Raw genomic sequence first — 15,018 nt, 5'->3', positions numbered from 1 at the left:
CCATGGCTGTTCGAGTTGACCTGAATATCTCGCTGGATGGTTTCGCCACGACGACGGACGCAACTCCGGAGAATCCGTTCGGTTCGGACTGGGGCCGACTCGTTGACGCATATACGTCCACACGCACTTTCCGTGAGCGGGTTCTGCATGACACCAGTGGAGAAGGAACGTCCGGCGTCGACGACAAATACGCCGCGGCCTACTTCGAGGGGGTCGGAGCTGAGATTATGGGTGCCGGCATGTTCGGGTTCCATAACTTTCCCGACGACCCCGAGTGGAAGGGCTGGTGGGGTGACGAGCCGCCCTTCCGCGTCCCGGTGTTCGTCCTCACTCACACCCCCCGCCCTGACATCACGATGGCCGGCGGTACGACCTTCCACTTCGTCAGCACCAGCCCCGAAGAAGTGCTTGAACGAGCGCTCAGTGCGGCGGGTGAAGAGGATGTGCGTATCGGAGGTGGCCCCACCGTTGTGCGCGATTACCTCAGTGCCGGACTTGTCGATCGGCTGCACGTCGCGATCACACCAATCCTGCTCGGTAGCGGAATACGGCTCTGGGACGATCTCCGGGGGCTAGAAAGCGACTACACCGTCACGTCAGAGACCGCCGAAAGCGGCATCATCCACGTCACCTTCCGCCGATAACCATCACACAGGATCGTCTGAGTGCGGCTACTCGCGTTTGAGCGTGAGCGCCAGGCTGGGAACCGCGAAGGACAAGAGAAAGATCGGCAGGGGGCTCTTCCCGCTACACCGGAATCTGGCGGTTTCGCCCTCGGCGGCGTCGAAGGGCCGGTCGGCAAGCCATCGGTTGCGAGCCGTCCGCCGTCGTTCATCTGGGCTGGTCCAGTCGACCGCTACTGCTTCAGCGGCGCGAGCTGTATTTGCTTCGCGAGCGCGTAAGCGGTTGGAAGATCGCTGTCGCTTTCGACGAAAACTCGGCCAATGACGAGCGCGGAATCAGTTGGCGAAGAAATCTGCGTCATTCCGTTGGGTACCCTTCCCTTCCAGCCGGGTCCGCTGAGGACATAGTCGCCGGCTTCGGTTCCCGTGGTGCGTTTGCCGACGTAGGCAAAGTTTGTGCTTTTCGACGGGTCGGTGAACTGCACGCTGAAATAGCGCCCGGCCATGTCCGGTATGTGCAGGATTTGCGGCCCTTTGCTCAAGTCGAGCCAACCGCCGATGTAGAGCAAGTCGTCGGCCCCGGTTGCCATAAGGCTCCCGCGCGAAGTCGCCGTCGACGGGGACGATGTGCCGGGCACGGCGTACAGCGTGTTGACGGGGATGGGGCCCTCACCGAATCCGTGCTTGAGTATCGCCCTCTTGTACCCGTTGACTGTGAGTCGCGGCCAGAGGTAGATGAAAGCGGGCGCGCCGAGCCCCCATACGATGACCGCCGCTATGACCAGAGGAACGATTCCGTCCCCGTTGGCGATGCGCCGGTAAATGACCCAGGCGAAGACGGCGAGTATGACGGCGGTAAGGGGACGTCCGTATTTCAAGATGAGGCGGTTCATTTCACTGCGCCCTGACAACCGGCGGCAATTGGTACGTGTCGTCGAGAATCGCCGCCCCAGGCAGATACACGCGGAACATCAGCTTGAACTTTCCGGACGGAATGGGCAGCCAGTTCTGCTCGTGCCCGCTCGGAGCCTGATGCTGTAGATAGATGTCGACCGAACCGTCGGCATTCTGTGCCAGAGCGGAACGGTCACCAACGCTGTAGCGATTGGTGGGATTTTCCACCATGTACCCGACGGTATCGGTCGGGGTGAGCGACCAGAAGGCGTCATGCGGCGGGAGGTTCCCGGGAGGAAAATGCAGGACGTATCCATTCCCGCCGCTCAGCGTTTGCCCTGAGCCATCCACAGTGGCGGTCCAGTACGCAGCCTCTTCAAACACATTCACGACAGGCAGGGCCTTGGCGCAGGCGGCCCGGACGAGGACTCCGTTGCCGGGCTGGCCGCATTTGCGGATGGCACTCCAACCGTTGACGGTCGTTGTGAGCGCCCTGCCCACGGCGTTCATGACGAGGATCGCCGTCAAGAACGCAAGCACGGCACCGAGAATCAACCCTTGCACCACACCGGACTGGGAGAACCACGCGAGGGCATTTGCCATAACCGCAAACTACCACTGGGCTATGTGGTTGGGGGGTTCGCACCAGCCGCGCTGCAATCAGGTGCCCTAGCTCCCCCGCGCAGGACGACGCCGGTACCAAGCAACAAAGCCCCACAGCGCGACGATCAAACATACGGCAGCGACAATCCCCCGCCACCAAATAAAAGGTTGCCAAAGCCCGAATATCAGGGCCCAAACAAGGAAAACGCCACTCACGTCGAGTCGTGGGGCTCGGATTTTCACGGAGGCTCTCCTTCTTCCATCTGTCTCTGTCCAGGAGCGCAAGCGCCAAAGACCAAGAATACTTTCCCAACAGCCCGACGTCGGACGCGGACCCCCCCGCCCCGTCGCCGAACGCCGCGGGACAAGCGCCTCGCTTCCCCGCGCAAATCCCAGTGACACCACCGCCACGGGCGACCATACTGGGAGCATGAGCGTCAACACCCGCCGCACAGCGGAAGGCGCCGCTGTTGCCACCCCGGCCCCTACCGCCCCCGCTGTTCCGACAGAACCAACCGCACCGGCCGCTCCGACAACCGGTCCCATCACCCGCGAGGAACTGCAACTCGCTTCGCGCAACCACGCCATGCCGCTGGAAATGCTCCGATGGCCCGTCACACCGCTGGGCATGCATTATCTCCTGGTCCATTTCGACGTTCCCCAGATCGATCCCGTCTCGTGGCGGCTGAATATCGGCGGGCTCGTGGACCATCCGCACGAGTACACCCTGCCTGACCTCCAGCACCGCGAGCGCCGCACCCAAGCCGTCACGATGGAGTGCGCCGGCAACGGCCGCTCGCGGCTGGAACCGCGACCTGTGAGCCAGCCCTGGGACCAGGGTGGGGTGGGCACCGCCGAGTGGACCGGCACCCCGCTTGCTCCGTTGCTGCTCGACGCCGGCGTGTCACCCGACGCCGTCGAACTCGTCTTCACGGGCGCGGACCGTGGGATCCAGGGCGGCGTAGAGCACCAGTACGCGCGCAGCCTGACGCTCGCGGAAGCAATGTCCGACGACGTCCTGCTCGCCTATGAGGTCAACGGCCAAGCCCTGCCACCTCAACATGGCTACCCCGTCCGGCTCCTCGTCCCGGGCTGGTACGGAATGACGAGCGTCAAATGGCTGCAATCCATCGAGGCAATCGACCACAGCTTCGACGGTTACCAACAGCTCGACTCCTACCGTTACACCCAAGACGCAGGCGATCCCGGCGAGCCCGTCCAACGGATCAAAGTCCGTTCCCTCATGGCTCCCCCCGGCGTTCCAGATTTCTTCACACGGCAACGCGCGGTGAACGCGGGACCGGTTCAGCTGAGCGGCCGGGCCTGGTCCGGGCAAGGAACCGTGGAGAGCGTGGAAGTCTGCGTGGACGGGGTCTGGGAGCTGGCCCAACTTCAAGCTCCCACCGGCCGGCATGCGTGGCGCGGATGGACATTCACGTGGATCGCAACGCCCGGTTCCCACGATTTGGCATGCCGTGCGACGGATTCCACAGGGCAGACCCAGCCGGAAACGCCGGAGTGGAACTATCAAGGCATGGGAAACAACGACATCCAGCGGCTGGCTGTGACCGTCCGGGAGTAACTCGCCCGCAGGCACGCCGAAGCCGGGCCGTTGACCGTGTGCAACGGCATGAGTACTGTGAGTCCACTATCCATCCGCGCCCTGGAGGCAGCAATGGGCGGCACTTCCAAGAGCAACGCCGACTACGAGTTCCTCACTGTCTGGCGCGTCGCGGGGACCCCGCGTGAGGTCATGGATATTTTAGGCGACGCGGGGACACTGCCCCGCTGGTGGCCTTCGGTGTACTTGAGGGTTGTTCCGCTGGACCCGGGAAACGCCGACGGTACGGGAAAGGCCTTCTCGCTGCACTCCAAAGGTTGGCTGCCGTACACGCTGCGCTGGAGGTTCACGGTCACCGAACCCATCACAGAGCAAGGTTTCGCGATCGCGGCGAGCGGCGACCTGCGCGGTACCGGGCGCTGGACTTTCGAACAGGACGGCCCGGAAACCGTTATCACCTATGACTGGCGGGTCAGCACATCGAAACCCCTGCTCCGGCGGCTAAGCTGGCTGCTCAAACCCGCTTTTGCCGCGAATCACCACTGGGCGATGGCACGCGGCCAAGAAAGCCTCGCCCTTGAATTACGACGACGGCGTCCCGGCACGGACCTCTCCAAGGTCCCCCGTCCCGCGCCACCCACATTTGCAAGCCGATACCGCTGGCCAAGGAGTACGACGCATGCCTGACGATAACAAAGGCGAAGTCCGCTGGTTGCCGGAGCCCGAGGACCAGGACTACCCAAGCGCCGCAGACTACCTTTCCCTGCTGGAATCCGACCACGTGGTGGCATCGGTTGTCGCCGCCCTCAAGGACGCGCCCATCCAGCACCGCAAAGCCAAGGACATCCTCCGGGCCGCCCGCTTGGCGTTGCTCCCGGAAGAGAACGCCCACGTGGCCTCGGACCTGAAGAAGATCAAGGAGGGCAAGAAGCTCTCGCCCATCCTGATGGTCCGGGGAGACCTGGCCACGGGCATGCCCGCTCAGGTGGCTGATGGCTATCACCGGGTGTGCGCGAGCTACTACACCGACGAGAACACGGACATTCCCCTGAAACTGGCTGATGCGCCCCGGTAACCACCGCAGACCAACCGCCAGGCCCGGAGAAGGAGGAAGGTGTCGTTCTTTCAGCTTTCGCTGATCGCCGCAGTCGCGCTCCTCGGTCCGCTCTTGGCGCTACCCCGGAAATGGCACCTTCCCGTTGTTTTGGGGCAGTTGCTGGCAGGCATCGTCATCGGACGCACGGGACTGGGACTGGTGGACTCCTCGGATCCCACCTTCACGTTCGTGGCCGACGTCGGGTTCGCCCTCATCATGTTCGTCGCCGGGACGCACGTCCCCGTGCGGGACAAGGCCATCCGTCCCGCCCTGGGTAGCGGCGCCTTGCGCGCCGGCGTCGCCGCGGTGCTGGCCGCCGTCGTCGGAGTCGTCATCGCTTTAGCCTTCGGCACCGGACATGCTCCCCTCTACATCGTTTTGCTCGCATCCTCCTCAGCAGCGTTGGTCTTGCCGATCGTCGACTCGCTTCGGCTGACAGGGCCGAAGGTCCTGACGACGACGGCGCAAGTGGCGATCGCTGATATCGCTTGCATTGTGGCGCTTCCGTTAGCCGTTGACCCGCCGAACGCCGGCCGGGCAGCGGTCGGGGCAGCCGTCGTCGCGGCTTGCGCGTTGGTCTTGTTCTTCGTGCTTCGTTGGCTGGAGAACAGCGGCAACCGCGGACGGTTACACGACATATCCGAAGACCGGAAGTTCGCCTTGGAACTGCGGATCCAGCTGGCCTTGCTGTTCGCGCTTTCAGGGCTCGCGGTCCTCGGCCACGTCTCCATCATGCTGGCCGGGTTCTCCTTCGGCCTGGTGGTCTCCGCGGTGGGCGAACCCCGTCGCCTGGCGCACCAGCTCTTCGCCGTGAGCGACGGTTTCCTGGGGCCGGTCTTCTTCGTCTGGCTGGGTGCATCGCTCGACCTAAGGACCCTCGCGGGCAGCCCAAGCATGATCCTCCTCGGGATCTGGCTTGGCTTTGGAACACTGCTGGTGCACGGAAGCATCCGGGCCCTCGGCCAGCCCCTGCCGCTCGCAGTACTGGCCTCGTCCCAATTGGGAGTGCCGGTTGCAGCCGCCACCATCGGCTCCCAATTGCACTTGCTGGAACCAGGAGAAGCCGCGGCGATGATCCTGGGTGCCCTCATCAGCATTGGGGCAAGCACCATCGCGGGTTCGCGGGCGGCACGCAAATATTCGGAAGCCGCTCCGGAATCCGCGGGTGAGGGGCCAAAGAGCGGGGGGCCGGCCGGCAAAGGACAATCCGGCAAAGGCCCGGCAGGCAAGCCCTCCGAAGGTGGTCCGGCGATAACTGCCTGATTCCCATACCCGCAGCATGACCCCGTCACACGACCCATCCGACAGCGGCACGGCCACGAACCACCGGTAGAATTGCGGGGTTGACCAGACCGAGCTGGACTGTCGACCACCCGCTTGAACGCCACCGAGGGAGGAACCCGTGCGCGCATCGCATGCCCGGACGCCCTTCCATGCCATGCGTTCGGTGGCCCTGGCGGTCGCCATTGTTGTCCTCGCGGCAGGTGCCCATGTCCTCTCCGGGGGTGCGCTTCCCGTCGCTCCGGTCCTGTTGGCCGTCCTTGCATTGACCGGGCTCGTCACCACTCTTGCCACCCGGTTCAAGCTCGGATTCCCGGTCATTGCCGCGCTTCTGGGAGCCGGCCAGCTTCTCCTGCACGAGGCCTTCACGGCATTCGGTCCGCTCACTGTTCCGGCTCCGGGCTCACCAGCACACCACTTGGCGGCTGAACACCTCTCCCCGCCGCTGGGCACTGAAACAGTCCATTTTCACGAGGTCGACACTCCCCTCAGCTGGTTGATGCTGACGGGGCACGCCCTCGCCACTGCCGCTTCGGCATTGCTCCTGGCCAAGGGCGAGCAGGCACTGTGGCAGCTCGAGGCCTGGCTTCGTCCCCTCCTGCAGCTCATCCGACTGATCTTCAGGCCCGACGCCGGCAACGCAGCTGTTGCGTTCAGCGCACCTGCCGTATTCATCCCCCGCCCGTGGCGGAACCTCAGGCAAGACAGCAGACGCGGCCCGCCCGCCGTCGTCGTACCCTCCTGACTCCGCCCGGCGCCGCCTTCAACTGATGACGGGCACATCCCCTCACTTTGGCGCGCCTTCGCGCGCCCGTTGAAAGACAACAACCATGAACAAGTCCTCACTCCGCCGCGCCCTCTCCGCTACCGCAATCGCGGGCGGCACCGCCGCACTGATGATGGCCGGCCTCGCAGGCGCATCTGCCCACGTCTCCATCAACCCGGACAAGACCACGGCCAACTCGTATGCCCTGCTGACGTTCGGCGTCCCGCACGGCTGCGACACCTCAGGCACCACCAAGTTGACCATCAACCTGCCCGAGGAACTGACCGACGCCACGCCCACGGTGAACCCCAACTGGACAGTCGAAAAGGTGACGCAGACGCTGCCGGAACCCAAGAAGCTGGCCGACGGCACATCGATCACCAAACGCACCAGCCAGATCGTCTACACGGCCAAGGCTCCGCTGGACCCGCACTTGCGCGACGCGCTGGTCCTGTCCGTGAAGCTGCCCGACACCGCTGGCAAGACCCTCTACTTCCCCACGCTCCAGAACTGCGAGCAAGGGCAGACGAACTGGGCTGAAATCCCGAAGGACGGCCAGGACGCGCACTCGCTGAAGGCTCCGGCTCCTTCGGTGGCCGTCACAGCCGCAGATTCGGCCGCGGGTGACAGTCACATGGCTGCGTCCATCTCCACCGAGCAGGCAGCTTCCGTGACCGACGACGGCTCACAGGCGCGCAGCTGGGCCGGCCTGATCGCCGGCGTGGCAGGGCTGGGTCTGGGTGGCGCGGCCTTCTTCCGCAGCCGTTCCGCCAAGGCATCAGTTTCCAAGTAACGGCTCCGTTGGGTCGGCGTCCGGAACATTACGATCCGGACGCCAATCCGGCGCCGCTGCCGCGCCGCAGTTGACTCCGGCAAATGACGACGAAAAGCTGTGCGCATGACGAATATGCGAGTCAAGAACGGTCTCCTGCTCACGATGGCAGCAGCCTCGGTATTCCTGCTCTCCGGCTGTTTCCAAACCCAGGCCCAGCCCTCGGGATCAGCCGTACCCAGCGACACGGCGTCGGCCTCGTCGTCACCGTCGGCCTCGGCCTCAAGTACTCCTACTTCAAGCGGCAGCGCCACGCCATCGAGCACCGGGACGACGCCATCAGGCGTCGCTCTCTGCAAAGCGGGCTCGCTGACAGCATCTGTCGACTCCACAGGGGGCGGAGCGGCAGGGAGCGTCTACATGAAACTCATCCTGACCAACTCCGGCACGCAACCCTGCGTCCTCAATGGCTTCCCGGGCGTCTCACTCACGTCGGGACCCGCGGGCGATCCGATCGGCGCGGCTGCCGCGCGCGACGACTCCCAGCCTGTGACGCAAGTGCTCCTCGCTCCGGGGAAGGCCGGTTTCGCCCAACTCCGCTACACTCAGGCCGGGAACTACCCCGAGTGCACCCAGGCCCCAGCCGCCGGCTTCCGGGTCTACCCACCCGAGGACACCGCTTCGCTGTTCATCCCGCAGCAATACACGGCTTGCAGCAACACCAATATCAATCTCCTGACCGTCCAGGCGTTCCAGGCGGGGTAGGCGGTCCAGCGCTGTTCCTTATTGTGTCGGTGCCGTGAGGCATGATGGAGGAATGCAGGAGCAGAAGCTACCGGGCGGTCCTGGCAATTCAGCCATGGACCGCTTCAGCCGTGCCACGCGCGAGTGGTTCCTTGGTGCTTTCTCCGCGCCCACCCCTGCCCAGGACGGTGCATGGAAGGCCATTTCTTCGGGATCGCACGCCCTTGTGGTTGCGCCCACGGGTTCCGGCAAGACGCTCGCAGCATTCCTGTGGGCGTTGGACCGGCTCTTGTCCGTGTCCCCGCTTGCTTCGGCGGACGCCCTTCCGGAACTTGAGGGCACAACCGCCCGTGCCAAAGCTCCCAAGCGCAAGACCCGAGTCCTGTACATCTCGCCCCTCAAGGCCCTCGGCGTGGACGTCGAACGGAACCTCCGCTCGCCGCTGATCGGCATCACGCAAACCGCAAAACGGCTCGGGTTGCCGGCCCCGCTGGTCAGCGTCGGAGTCCGTTCAGGAGATACGACGACGGCGGACCGCCGCGCGCTGCTCAGCCACCCGCCGGACATCCTCATCACCACGCCCGAGTCCTTGTTCCTCATGCTGACGTCCAAAGCCCGGGAGACGCTCAGCGAGGTGGACACCGTGATCGTCGACGAGGTCCACGCCGTTGCAGGCACCAAGCGTGGCGCACACCTCGCGGTGTCATTGGAACGGCTCGATGCGCTGCTGCCGAAACCCGCCCAACGGATCGGCCTCTCGGCCACCGTGGAACCGCGCGAGCTCGTCGCACAGTTCCTCGCCGGTTCGGCACCCGTGGAAATCGTCGCACCACCGTCGCACAAAAACTGGAACCTCAGCGTCAGCGTTCCTGTGGAGGACATGTCCGACCTGGCGGGAGCCGCGGGCGCCTTCGACTCCGGGCCGGCCTCCGGACTGCAACCGCAAGCGTCCATTTGGCCGCATGTCGAGGAGAAGATCGTCGACCTTGTGCTGTCGAAGCAGTCCACCATTGTGTTTGCCAACTCCCGGCGTCTCGCGGAGCGACTCACAGCCCGATTGAACGAGATCTACGCGGAGCGCCAACTCATGGCGGTGAATGTGTTTTCCGCCGCGGCGGATTCGGCGCTGGACTCGGGGCTGCCGTCCTCGACGGCGACTCCGGCGCACATGATGGCCCAGGCCGGCAGCACGAGCGGCGCCGATCCGGTCCTGGCCCGCGCGCACCACGGTTCCGTGTCCAAGGACCAGCGGGCACTCATCGAGGATGACCTCAAGTCCGGCCGGCTGCGGTGCGTTGTGGCCACGTCGTCCCTGGAACTCGGCATCGACATGGGTGCCGTGGACCTTGTAGTCCAGGTTGAGTCGCCGCCGTCGGTGGCCAGCGGACTGCAAAGGGTTGGGCGCGCCGGGCACCAAGTAGGCGAGATTTCAGAAGGCGTACTCTTCCCCAAGCATCGTGCGGACCTCGTCCACACCGCCATCACTGTGGAACGCATGCTGAGCGGGAAGATCGAACGCCTCCACGTTCCAGCCAACCCCTTGGACATCCTCGCCCAACAAACGGTCGCCGCCACCGCGCTGGGAAGCATCGATGTCGAGGAATGGTTCGCCACCGTGCGGCGCTCCGCTCCTTTCGCCACCCTGCCTCGCTCAGCTTTCGAAGCCACCCTGGATCTCCTGGCTGGCCGGTATCCTTCGGACGAATTCGCCGAACTCAGGCCGCGCATCATCTGGGACCGGAATGCCGGCACCATCGAGGGCCGCCCCGGAGCACAGCGACTTGCCGTCACCTCGGGCGGAACCATCCCGGACCGCGGGCTCTTCGGCGTGTACATCATCGGCACCGAGAGCGAAGGCACCGGTTCTGGGTCCGGCTCCGGTTCCAGCCAGGCGGGTCCAGGGTCCGCACAGGAGCCCAGTCCGGCGTCGCGCGCTGCCAAAGGCGGCCGACGCGTCGGCGAGCTCGACGAGGAAATGGTCTACGAATCACGCGTCGGGGACATCTTTGCCCTGGGCGCCACCAGCTGGAAAATCGAGGACATCACGCACGACCGTGTCCTTGTCTCGCCCGCCTTCGGCCAGCCCGGAAAACTCCCCTTCTGGAAGGGCGATTCCTTGGGCCGGCCGGTGGATCTCGGCCGCGCCCTCGGAGCATTCGTGCGTGAGCTTTCCGCCTCGGACCAAGAGCCAGCACTGGAACGCTGCAAGGCCAGCGGACTGGACGACTTCGCCGCCGGCAACCTGATCCAGTATCTGGGCGAACAGAAGCAGGCCACGGAAGTGGTCCCCAATGACCGGACGCTCGTGGTCGAACGGTTCCATGACGAACTCGGCGATTGGCGCGTGGTGCTGCACAGCCCCTTCGGCATGCCGGTCCACGCACCGTGGGCACTCGCCGTCGGGCAGCGGCTCCAGCAGCGCTATGGGCTGGACGGTTCCGCGATGGCCGCCGACGACGGGATCGTGCTGCGGGTCCCGATGATGGAGGACGAACCTCCGGGGGCCGAGCTGTTCCTGTTCGACCCGGAGGAGCTTGAGCAGATCGTGACGGCGGAGGTTGGCGGGAGTGCATTGTTCGCCTCCCGCTTCCGCGAGTGTGCCGCGCGCGCCCTGTTGTTGCCGCGCCAGAACCCTGCGAAAAGGCAGCCGCTGTGGCAGCAACGGCAACGCTCCGCGCAATTGCTGGATGTCGCGAAGAAGTACCCGTCTTTCCCCATCGTGCTCGAAACCGTGCGCGAGTGTTTGCAGGACGTCTACGACCTCCCCGCGTTGAAAGACATAGCAGCTTCGATCGAACGCAGGGAACTGCGCTTGGTTCAGACCACCACGCAGCAGCCGTCGCCCTTCGCCAAATCGCTGCTCTTTGGGTATGTGGCCCAGTATTTGTACGAGGGCGATTCACCGCTCGCCGAACGCAGGGCCGCTGCCTTGGCCCTCGACTCCACGCTCCTCAACGAGCTCCTGGGCAGGGTGGAACTACGCGAACTCCTCGACGCGAAAGTCATCGAGGCCACCGAGCTCGAGCTCCAGCGGCTGGCACCGGACCGGCTGGTCCGTGGGATGGAAGGCGTCGCGGACTTGCTGCGCCTGCTCGGCCCCTTGAGCGTCGACGAAGTGGCGGCCCGTTTGCAGCCCGAAGGAGTGGAAGCTTCCGCGGATCCGGCCGCGTCGCAACTGGCGGCGGGATCGCATCTGGCCGCATCGCATCTGGCGGCGCTGCGCAAGGCCAACCGCGCCCTCACCGTGACGCTCAGCGGCGTTGAACGATTCGCCGCTATCGAGGACGCGGCCCGGCTCCGCGATGCCATCGGGGTTCCGCTGCCCATGGGAGTGCCGCTCGCCTTCATCGAACCCGTCCACGATCCGCTCGGGGACCTGGTCTCCCGATACGCACGAACCCACGGACCCTTCACGGCCGAGGAAGCCGCCTCGAGGCTGGGACTGGGTGTCGCCGTCGTAAGCACTGCGCTCAAACGCCTGGCGGCGGACGGCCGCGTAGTGGAGGGCGAGTTCCGCCCGCACCCGAGTGCGCCGGCCACGGTTCCCGATGAGGGCCCGGAGTTGTTGGAGGCACCGGAACTCCCGGCTGTTCCGCTCCGCGGGGTCCCATTGAGCAGCGAGTGGTGCGATTCCGAAGTGCTGCGCAAGCTCCGGCGTCGTTCGCTTGCTGCACTGCGCGCCGAAGTGGAGCCGGTGGACGCTGCCGCGTACGGCCGGTTCCTCCCCGCCTGGCAAAACGTATCCGTGCCCTCGGCCGGCCGTCCTGGTTCTTCTGGAGGCAGGGGTGCCCCGGCGCTGCGCGGGCTCGACGGCATCATGACCGCCATCGATCAGCTTTCCGGCGTGCCTGTTCCGGCGTCGGCGTGGGAGCCTTTGGTGCTGGCCAGCCGCATTTCCGATTACCAGCCGGCCATGTTGGACGAGCTCATGGCCGCGGGCGAAGTCTTGTGGTCAGGGGCTGGCTCGTTGCCCGGGAACGACGGGTGGATCAGTCTCCATGTGGCCGAAGCCGCGGAGCTCACCCTCAACCCGGACCCTGAATTCGAGCCCGGCGACGCCCAACTCCGCCTTCTGGAATACCTGCAGACCGGCGGGGGCGCCTATTTCTTCCGGCAACTCACCGATGTTGCCGGCGGCATGGACGCGGTCCTTAGCGACGATGCCGTGGTGGCTGCCCTGTGGGACCTCGTGTGGGCCGGCCGCATCACGGGCGACACCTTCGCCCCCGTCCGCGCGATGATTGCCGGCGGACGCACGGCGCACAAACAGCCCGCGCGGCCGCCGCGTGCCAGGTCCCTCCGCATGAGCAGGCTCGGCCGCTCGCACGGCACGGGCTTGATGGGATCGCCAGGACTAACGGGCGGACGCTACGGCTCGGTCACCGGAGCGGCTCCGACTCCCCCGCTCGCCGTTGGCCGCTGGTCCGCGTTGCCTGCTCCCGAGCTCGACCCCACCATCCATGCGCGCGGCACCGCGGAACTCCTCCTCGACAGGTACGGCGTGGTGACCCGCGGTTCCGTCATGGTGGAGAACATCGTGGGCGGATTCGGGCTGATGTACAAGGTCCTCGCGCGCCTCGAAGAAGCCGGGCGGTGCCGCCGCGGCTACTTCATCGAGCACCTCGGTGCAGCCCAGTTTGCCGTGCCGGCGACCGTGGACCGATTACGCTCCTTCACGGAGGACGCCCAACTCGCCAAAACGGAGCCGGTCGCTTTGGCCCTCGCCGCAACGGACCCCGCAAACCCGTATGGCGCGGCCCTCCCGTGGCCCGCGTTGGCCGTCGACGCTGGATCGGGCCACCGTCCGGGACGGAAAGCAGGTGCCCTGGTGGTGATAGTCGACGGCGCCTTGGTTTTGTATGTCGAACGGGGAGGGAAGACCCTGCTCACTTTCAGCCAAGACGACGCCGTCCTGGCCGCTGCCGCTGCCGCGCTCGTCGGAGTGGTGCGGCGGGGAGCCGTGGACAAATTGATTATGGAAAAGGTCAACGGCCATGACCTCTTGGACACCCCCGTGGCTTTCGCCCTTGCGGCTGCCGGGGCGTACTCCACGCCGAAGGGTTTGAGGATCCGTGCCTGAGGGGGACTCGGTCTGGCGGGCAGCCGCGGAGTTGCACAAGGCCCTCGGTGGGCAGACCCTTGTCTCCTCGGACTTCCGGGTACCCAGGTTTGCCACACTGAACCTGGCCGGATGGACCGTGTCCGAGGTGGTGCCACGGGGAAAGCACCTGCTCATGCGCTTGCTGGAGCCGGCGGCGATTGGGTCGGTCGCGACTGCGCCGGCGGACGACGCCGGTTCGGCGGCTACCGGACCGTCCCGCCGCGCCCTGACCATCCATTCGCATTTGAAAATGGAGGGAAGCTGGCAGGTCTATTCCCCCGGCGGCCGGTGGAGGAAACCCGGCCACACGGCCAGGTGCGTCCTCCGCACAGCGACGGCCGACGTCGTCGGCTTCTCCCTGGGAATCCTGGAGGTGATCCCGACGCCGGACGAGTCCCGCGTAGTAGGGCACCTCGGCCCGGACCTGCTCGGGCCCGACTGGGACGCGGAAGAGGCCGTTCGTCGGCTCCGGGCTGCGCCGGACGCACCGATCGGCGTCGCACTGTTGGACCAGCGGAACCTCGCCGGCCTCGGCAATATCTACCGTTGCGAGGCGTGTTTCCTGGCCGGGGTGCATCCGGCCGCGCCGGTATCGGCTGTGAAGGATCTGCCGGCGATGCTCGCCGAAGCCAAGGTTATGCTCGAAGCCAACCTCGGACCCGGGCCAAGGATCACGCGCGGCACAGCGTTCCCTGGAGTCCGGGGAATTCCCCGCTCCGGCTACTGGGTGTACGGCCGCGAGCACCAGCCGTGCCTTCGTTGCCGGACGCCGATTCGCCGCGGAGTGCTGGGGCCAGCGTCCGGGATGGAAGACCGCACCATCTACTTCTGCCCGGAGTGCCAGCCCGGCTCGTCCGGCTGACGCTGCGGAAATTCCCTGACGCCCCCGGAATTCCGGGGGCGTCAAGAAATCTGCGAGTCGCCAGGAAGATTCCGCGTCACGAAGTGGCCGGCACCGCTTCCGGGGCAGCCACGGGAGCCTTCACCGGAACCGTAAACAGCGGCAGCAATAGCTGAACCACCGGGCCAATGGCCAAGGCGTAGACAACGGTTCCAACGCCGACGGACCCACCCAACAGCCAGCCCACACCGAGCACGACAACCTCGATCAAGGTCCGGGACAAACGCACCGACCATCCGGTGCGGCGGGCAAGTCCCGTCATGAGTCCGTCGCGGGCACCCGGGCCAAGGCGTGCGCCGATGTAGCAAGCGGAGGCGATTCCGTTCAGGACCACGGCGCCGGCGAGCATGGCGATCTGGCCACCCAGGTGCGAGAACGCCGGGATCAGGGCCAGGCCGATGTCCGCGAAGACTCCCACCAGAACGGCGTTGGCGAGGGTTCCGAAACCGGGCATCTGCCTCAGCGGTATCCAGAGGAGAAGAACCAGGAAGCTGACCACTACGACGACGGTGCCGATGCTCCACCCGATCTTCCCCGCGACGCCTTGGTGGAAGACATCCCAGGGGTCCAGGCCAAGGCCGGCCCGGATGAACATGGCCAGGGAGATCCCGTACATTGCGAGGCCAATCAGGAGCTGGGTGATTCTGCGGGTCATCATGAAACCATGCTCCCGAAA

The 15,018-nt window shown here is 65.7% G+C and carries 13 protein-coding genes; 10 read left to right on the top strand and 3 right to left on the bottom strand.

Annotated features, from left to right (window positions below):
- The first annotated feature begins 2 nt into the window (after positions 1-2).
- Positions 3-644, top strand: a complete 642-nt coding sequence (locus QRN51_RS03985) for a dihydrofolate reductase family protein (RefSeq protein ID WP_284988711.1) — start codon at positions 3-5, stop codon at positions 642-644.
- A gap of 212 nt (positions 645-856) precedes the next feature.
- On the opposite strand, the gene QRN51_RS03980 is transcribed toward QRN51_RS03985, so the two are convergent.
- Positions 857-1,516, bottom strand: coding sequence for a DUF1254 domain-containing protein (locus tag QRN51_RS03980; protein WP_284988710.1), 660 nt, complete (start codon positions 1,514-1,516; stop codon positions 857-859).
- A gap of 1 nt (position 1,517) precedes the next feature.
- On the bottom strand, positions 1,518-2,120 hold the full coding sequence (locus tag QRN51_RS03975) for a DUF1214 domain-containing protein (RefSeq protein ID WP_284988709.1): 603 nt from the start codon (positions 2,118-2,120) through the stop codon (positions 1,518-1,520).
- 430 nt (positions 2,121-2,550) lie between these two features.
- Between QRN51_RS03975 and QRN51_RS03970 the strand changes: the two genes are divergently transcribed.
- The 9 genes from QRN51_RS03970 (at position 2,551) to QRN51_RS03930 (ending at position 14,303) form a co-directional block, all read left to right on the top strand.
- The gene (locus QRN51_RS03970) at positions 2,551-3,702 is read left to right on the top strand and encodes a sulfite oxidase (protein ID WP_284988708.1); all 1,152 of its coding nucleotides are present in this window, start codon (positions 2,551-2,553) and stop codon (positions 3,700-3,702) included.
- A gap of 93 nt (positions 3,703-3,795) precedes the next feature.
- Positions 3,796-4,368: an SRPBCC family protein gene (locus QRN51_RS03965; RefSeq protein ID WP_059388574.1), complete on the top strand. Its 573-nt coding sequence runs from the start codon at positions 3,796-3,798 to the stop codon at positions 4,366-4,368.
- A complete protein-coding gene (locus tag QRN51_RS03960; protein WP_059388573.1) occupies positions 4,361-4,756 on the top strand; it encodes a hypothetical protein in 396 nt (131 codons plus the stop codon). The genes QRN51_RS03965 and QRN51_RS03960 overlap by 8 nt, the downstream gene beginning before the upstream one ends.
- Before the next feature lie 39 nt (positions 4,757-4,795).
- Positions 4,796-6,040 (top strand): cation:proton antiporter, encoded by a 1,245-nt coding sequence (locus QRN51_RS03955; RefSeq protein ID WP_284988707.1) that lies wholly within the window; start codon positions 4,796-4,798, stop codon positions 6,038-6,040.
- Positions 6,041-6,179: 139 nt separating this feature from the next.
- Positions 6,180-6,803: a hypothetical protein gene (locus QRN51_RS03950; RefSeq protein WP_059388572.1), complete on the top strand. Its 624-nt coding sequence runs from the start codon at positions 6,180-6,182 to the stop codon at positions 6,801-6,803.
- 85 nt (positions 6,804-6,888) lie between these two features.
- Positions 6,889-7,617, top strand: a complete 729-nt coding sequence (locus QRN51_RS03945; protein WP_284988706.1) for a YcnI family copper-binding membrane protein — start codon at positions 6,889-6,891, stop codon at positions 7,615-7,617.
- A 105-nt stretch (positions 7,618-7,722) separates the two neighbouring features.
- A complete protein-coding gene (locus QRN51_RS03940) occupies positions 7,723-8,361 on the top strand; it encodes a DUF4232 domain-containing protein (RefSeq protein ID WP_084784462.1) in 639 nt (212 codons plus the stop codon).
- A 52-nt stretch (positions 8,362-8,413) separates the two neighbouring features.
- Positions 8,414-13,420, top strand: coding sequence for a DNA glycosylase AlkZ-like family protein (locus QRN51_RS03935; protein ID WP_284988705.1), 5,007 nt, complete (start codon positions 8,414-8,416; stop codon positions 13,418-13,420).
- Positions 13,413-14,303, top strand: coding sequence for an Fpg/Nei family DNA glycosylase (locus QRN51_RS03930; RefSeq protein ID WP_284988704.1), 891 nt, complete (start codon positions 13,413-13,415; stop codon positions 14,301-14,303). Before QRN51_RS03935 ends, QRN51_RS03930 begins: the two co-directional genes overlap by 8 nt.
- Positions 14,304-14,379: 76 nt before the next feature.
- On the opposite strand, the gene yczE is transcribed toward QRN51_RS03930, so the two are convergent.
- Positions 14,380-15,000, bottom strand: coding sequence for a membrane protein YczE (yczE, locus tag QRN51_RS03925; RefSeq protein ID WP_059388569.1), 621 nt, complete (start codon positions 14,998-15,000; stop codon positions 14,380-14,382).
- Positions 15,001-15,018: the final 18 nt, after the last annotated feature.

It is taken from the genome of Arthrobacter sp. efr-133-TYG-120 (genome assembly GCF_030209785.1).
Classification (GTDB): Bacteria; Actinomycetota; Actinomycetes; order Actinomycetales; family Micrococcaceae; genus Arthrobacter.
Note: the sequence above shows the minus strand (reverse complement) of the source record. Positions and strands in the feature narration are given on the sequence as shown.

Excerpts from the sequence above, each read along its gene's own strand:
- yczE (WP_059388569.1), bottom strand. The coding sequence starts at position 15,000 with ATGATGACCCGCAGAATCACCCAGCTCCTGATTGGCCTCGCAATGTAC.
- QRN51_RS03970 (WP_284988708.1), top strand. The coding sequence starts at position 2,551 with ATGAGCGTCAACACCCGCCGCACAGCGGAAGGCGCCGCTGTTGCCACC.
- QRN51_RS03985 (WP_284988711.1), top strand. The coding sequence starts at position 3 with ATGGCTGTTCGAGTTGACCTGAATATCTCGCTGGATGGTTTCGCCACG.
- QRN51_RS03935 (WP_284988705.1), top strand. The coding sequence starts at position 8,414 with ATGCAGGAGCAGAAGCTACCGGGCGGTCCTGGCAATTCAGCCATGGAC.
- QRN51_RS03965 (WP_059388574.1), top strand. The coding sequence starts at position 3,796 with ATGGGCGGCACTTCCAAGAGCAACGCCGACTACGAGTTCCTCACTGTC.
- QRN51_RS03980 (WP_284988710.1), bottom strand. The coding sequence starts at position 1,516 with ATGAACCGCCTCATCTTGAAATACGGACGTCCCCTTACCGCCGTCATA.
- QRN51_RS03975 (WP_284988709.1), bottom strand. The coding sequence starts at position 2,120 with ATGGCAAATGCCCTCGCGTGGTTCTCCCAGTCCGGTGTGGTGCAAGGG.
- QRN51_RS03960 (WP_059388573.1), top strand. The coding sequence starts at position 4,361 with ATGCCTGACGATAACAAAGGCGAAGTCCGCTGGTTGCCGGAGCCCGAG.
- QRN51_RS03940 (WP_084784462.1), top strand. The coding sequence starts at position 7,723 with ATGACGAATATGCGAGTCAAGAACGGTCTCCTGCTCACGATGGCAGCA.
- QRN51_RS03945 (WP_284988706.1), top strand. The coding sequence starts at position 6,889 with ATGAACAAGTCCTCACTCCGCCGCGCCCTCTCCGCTACCGCAATCGCG.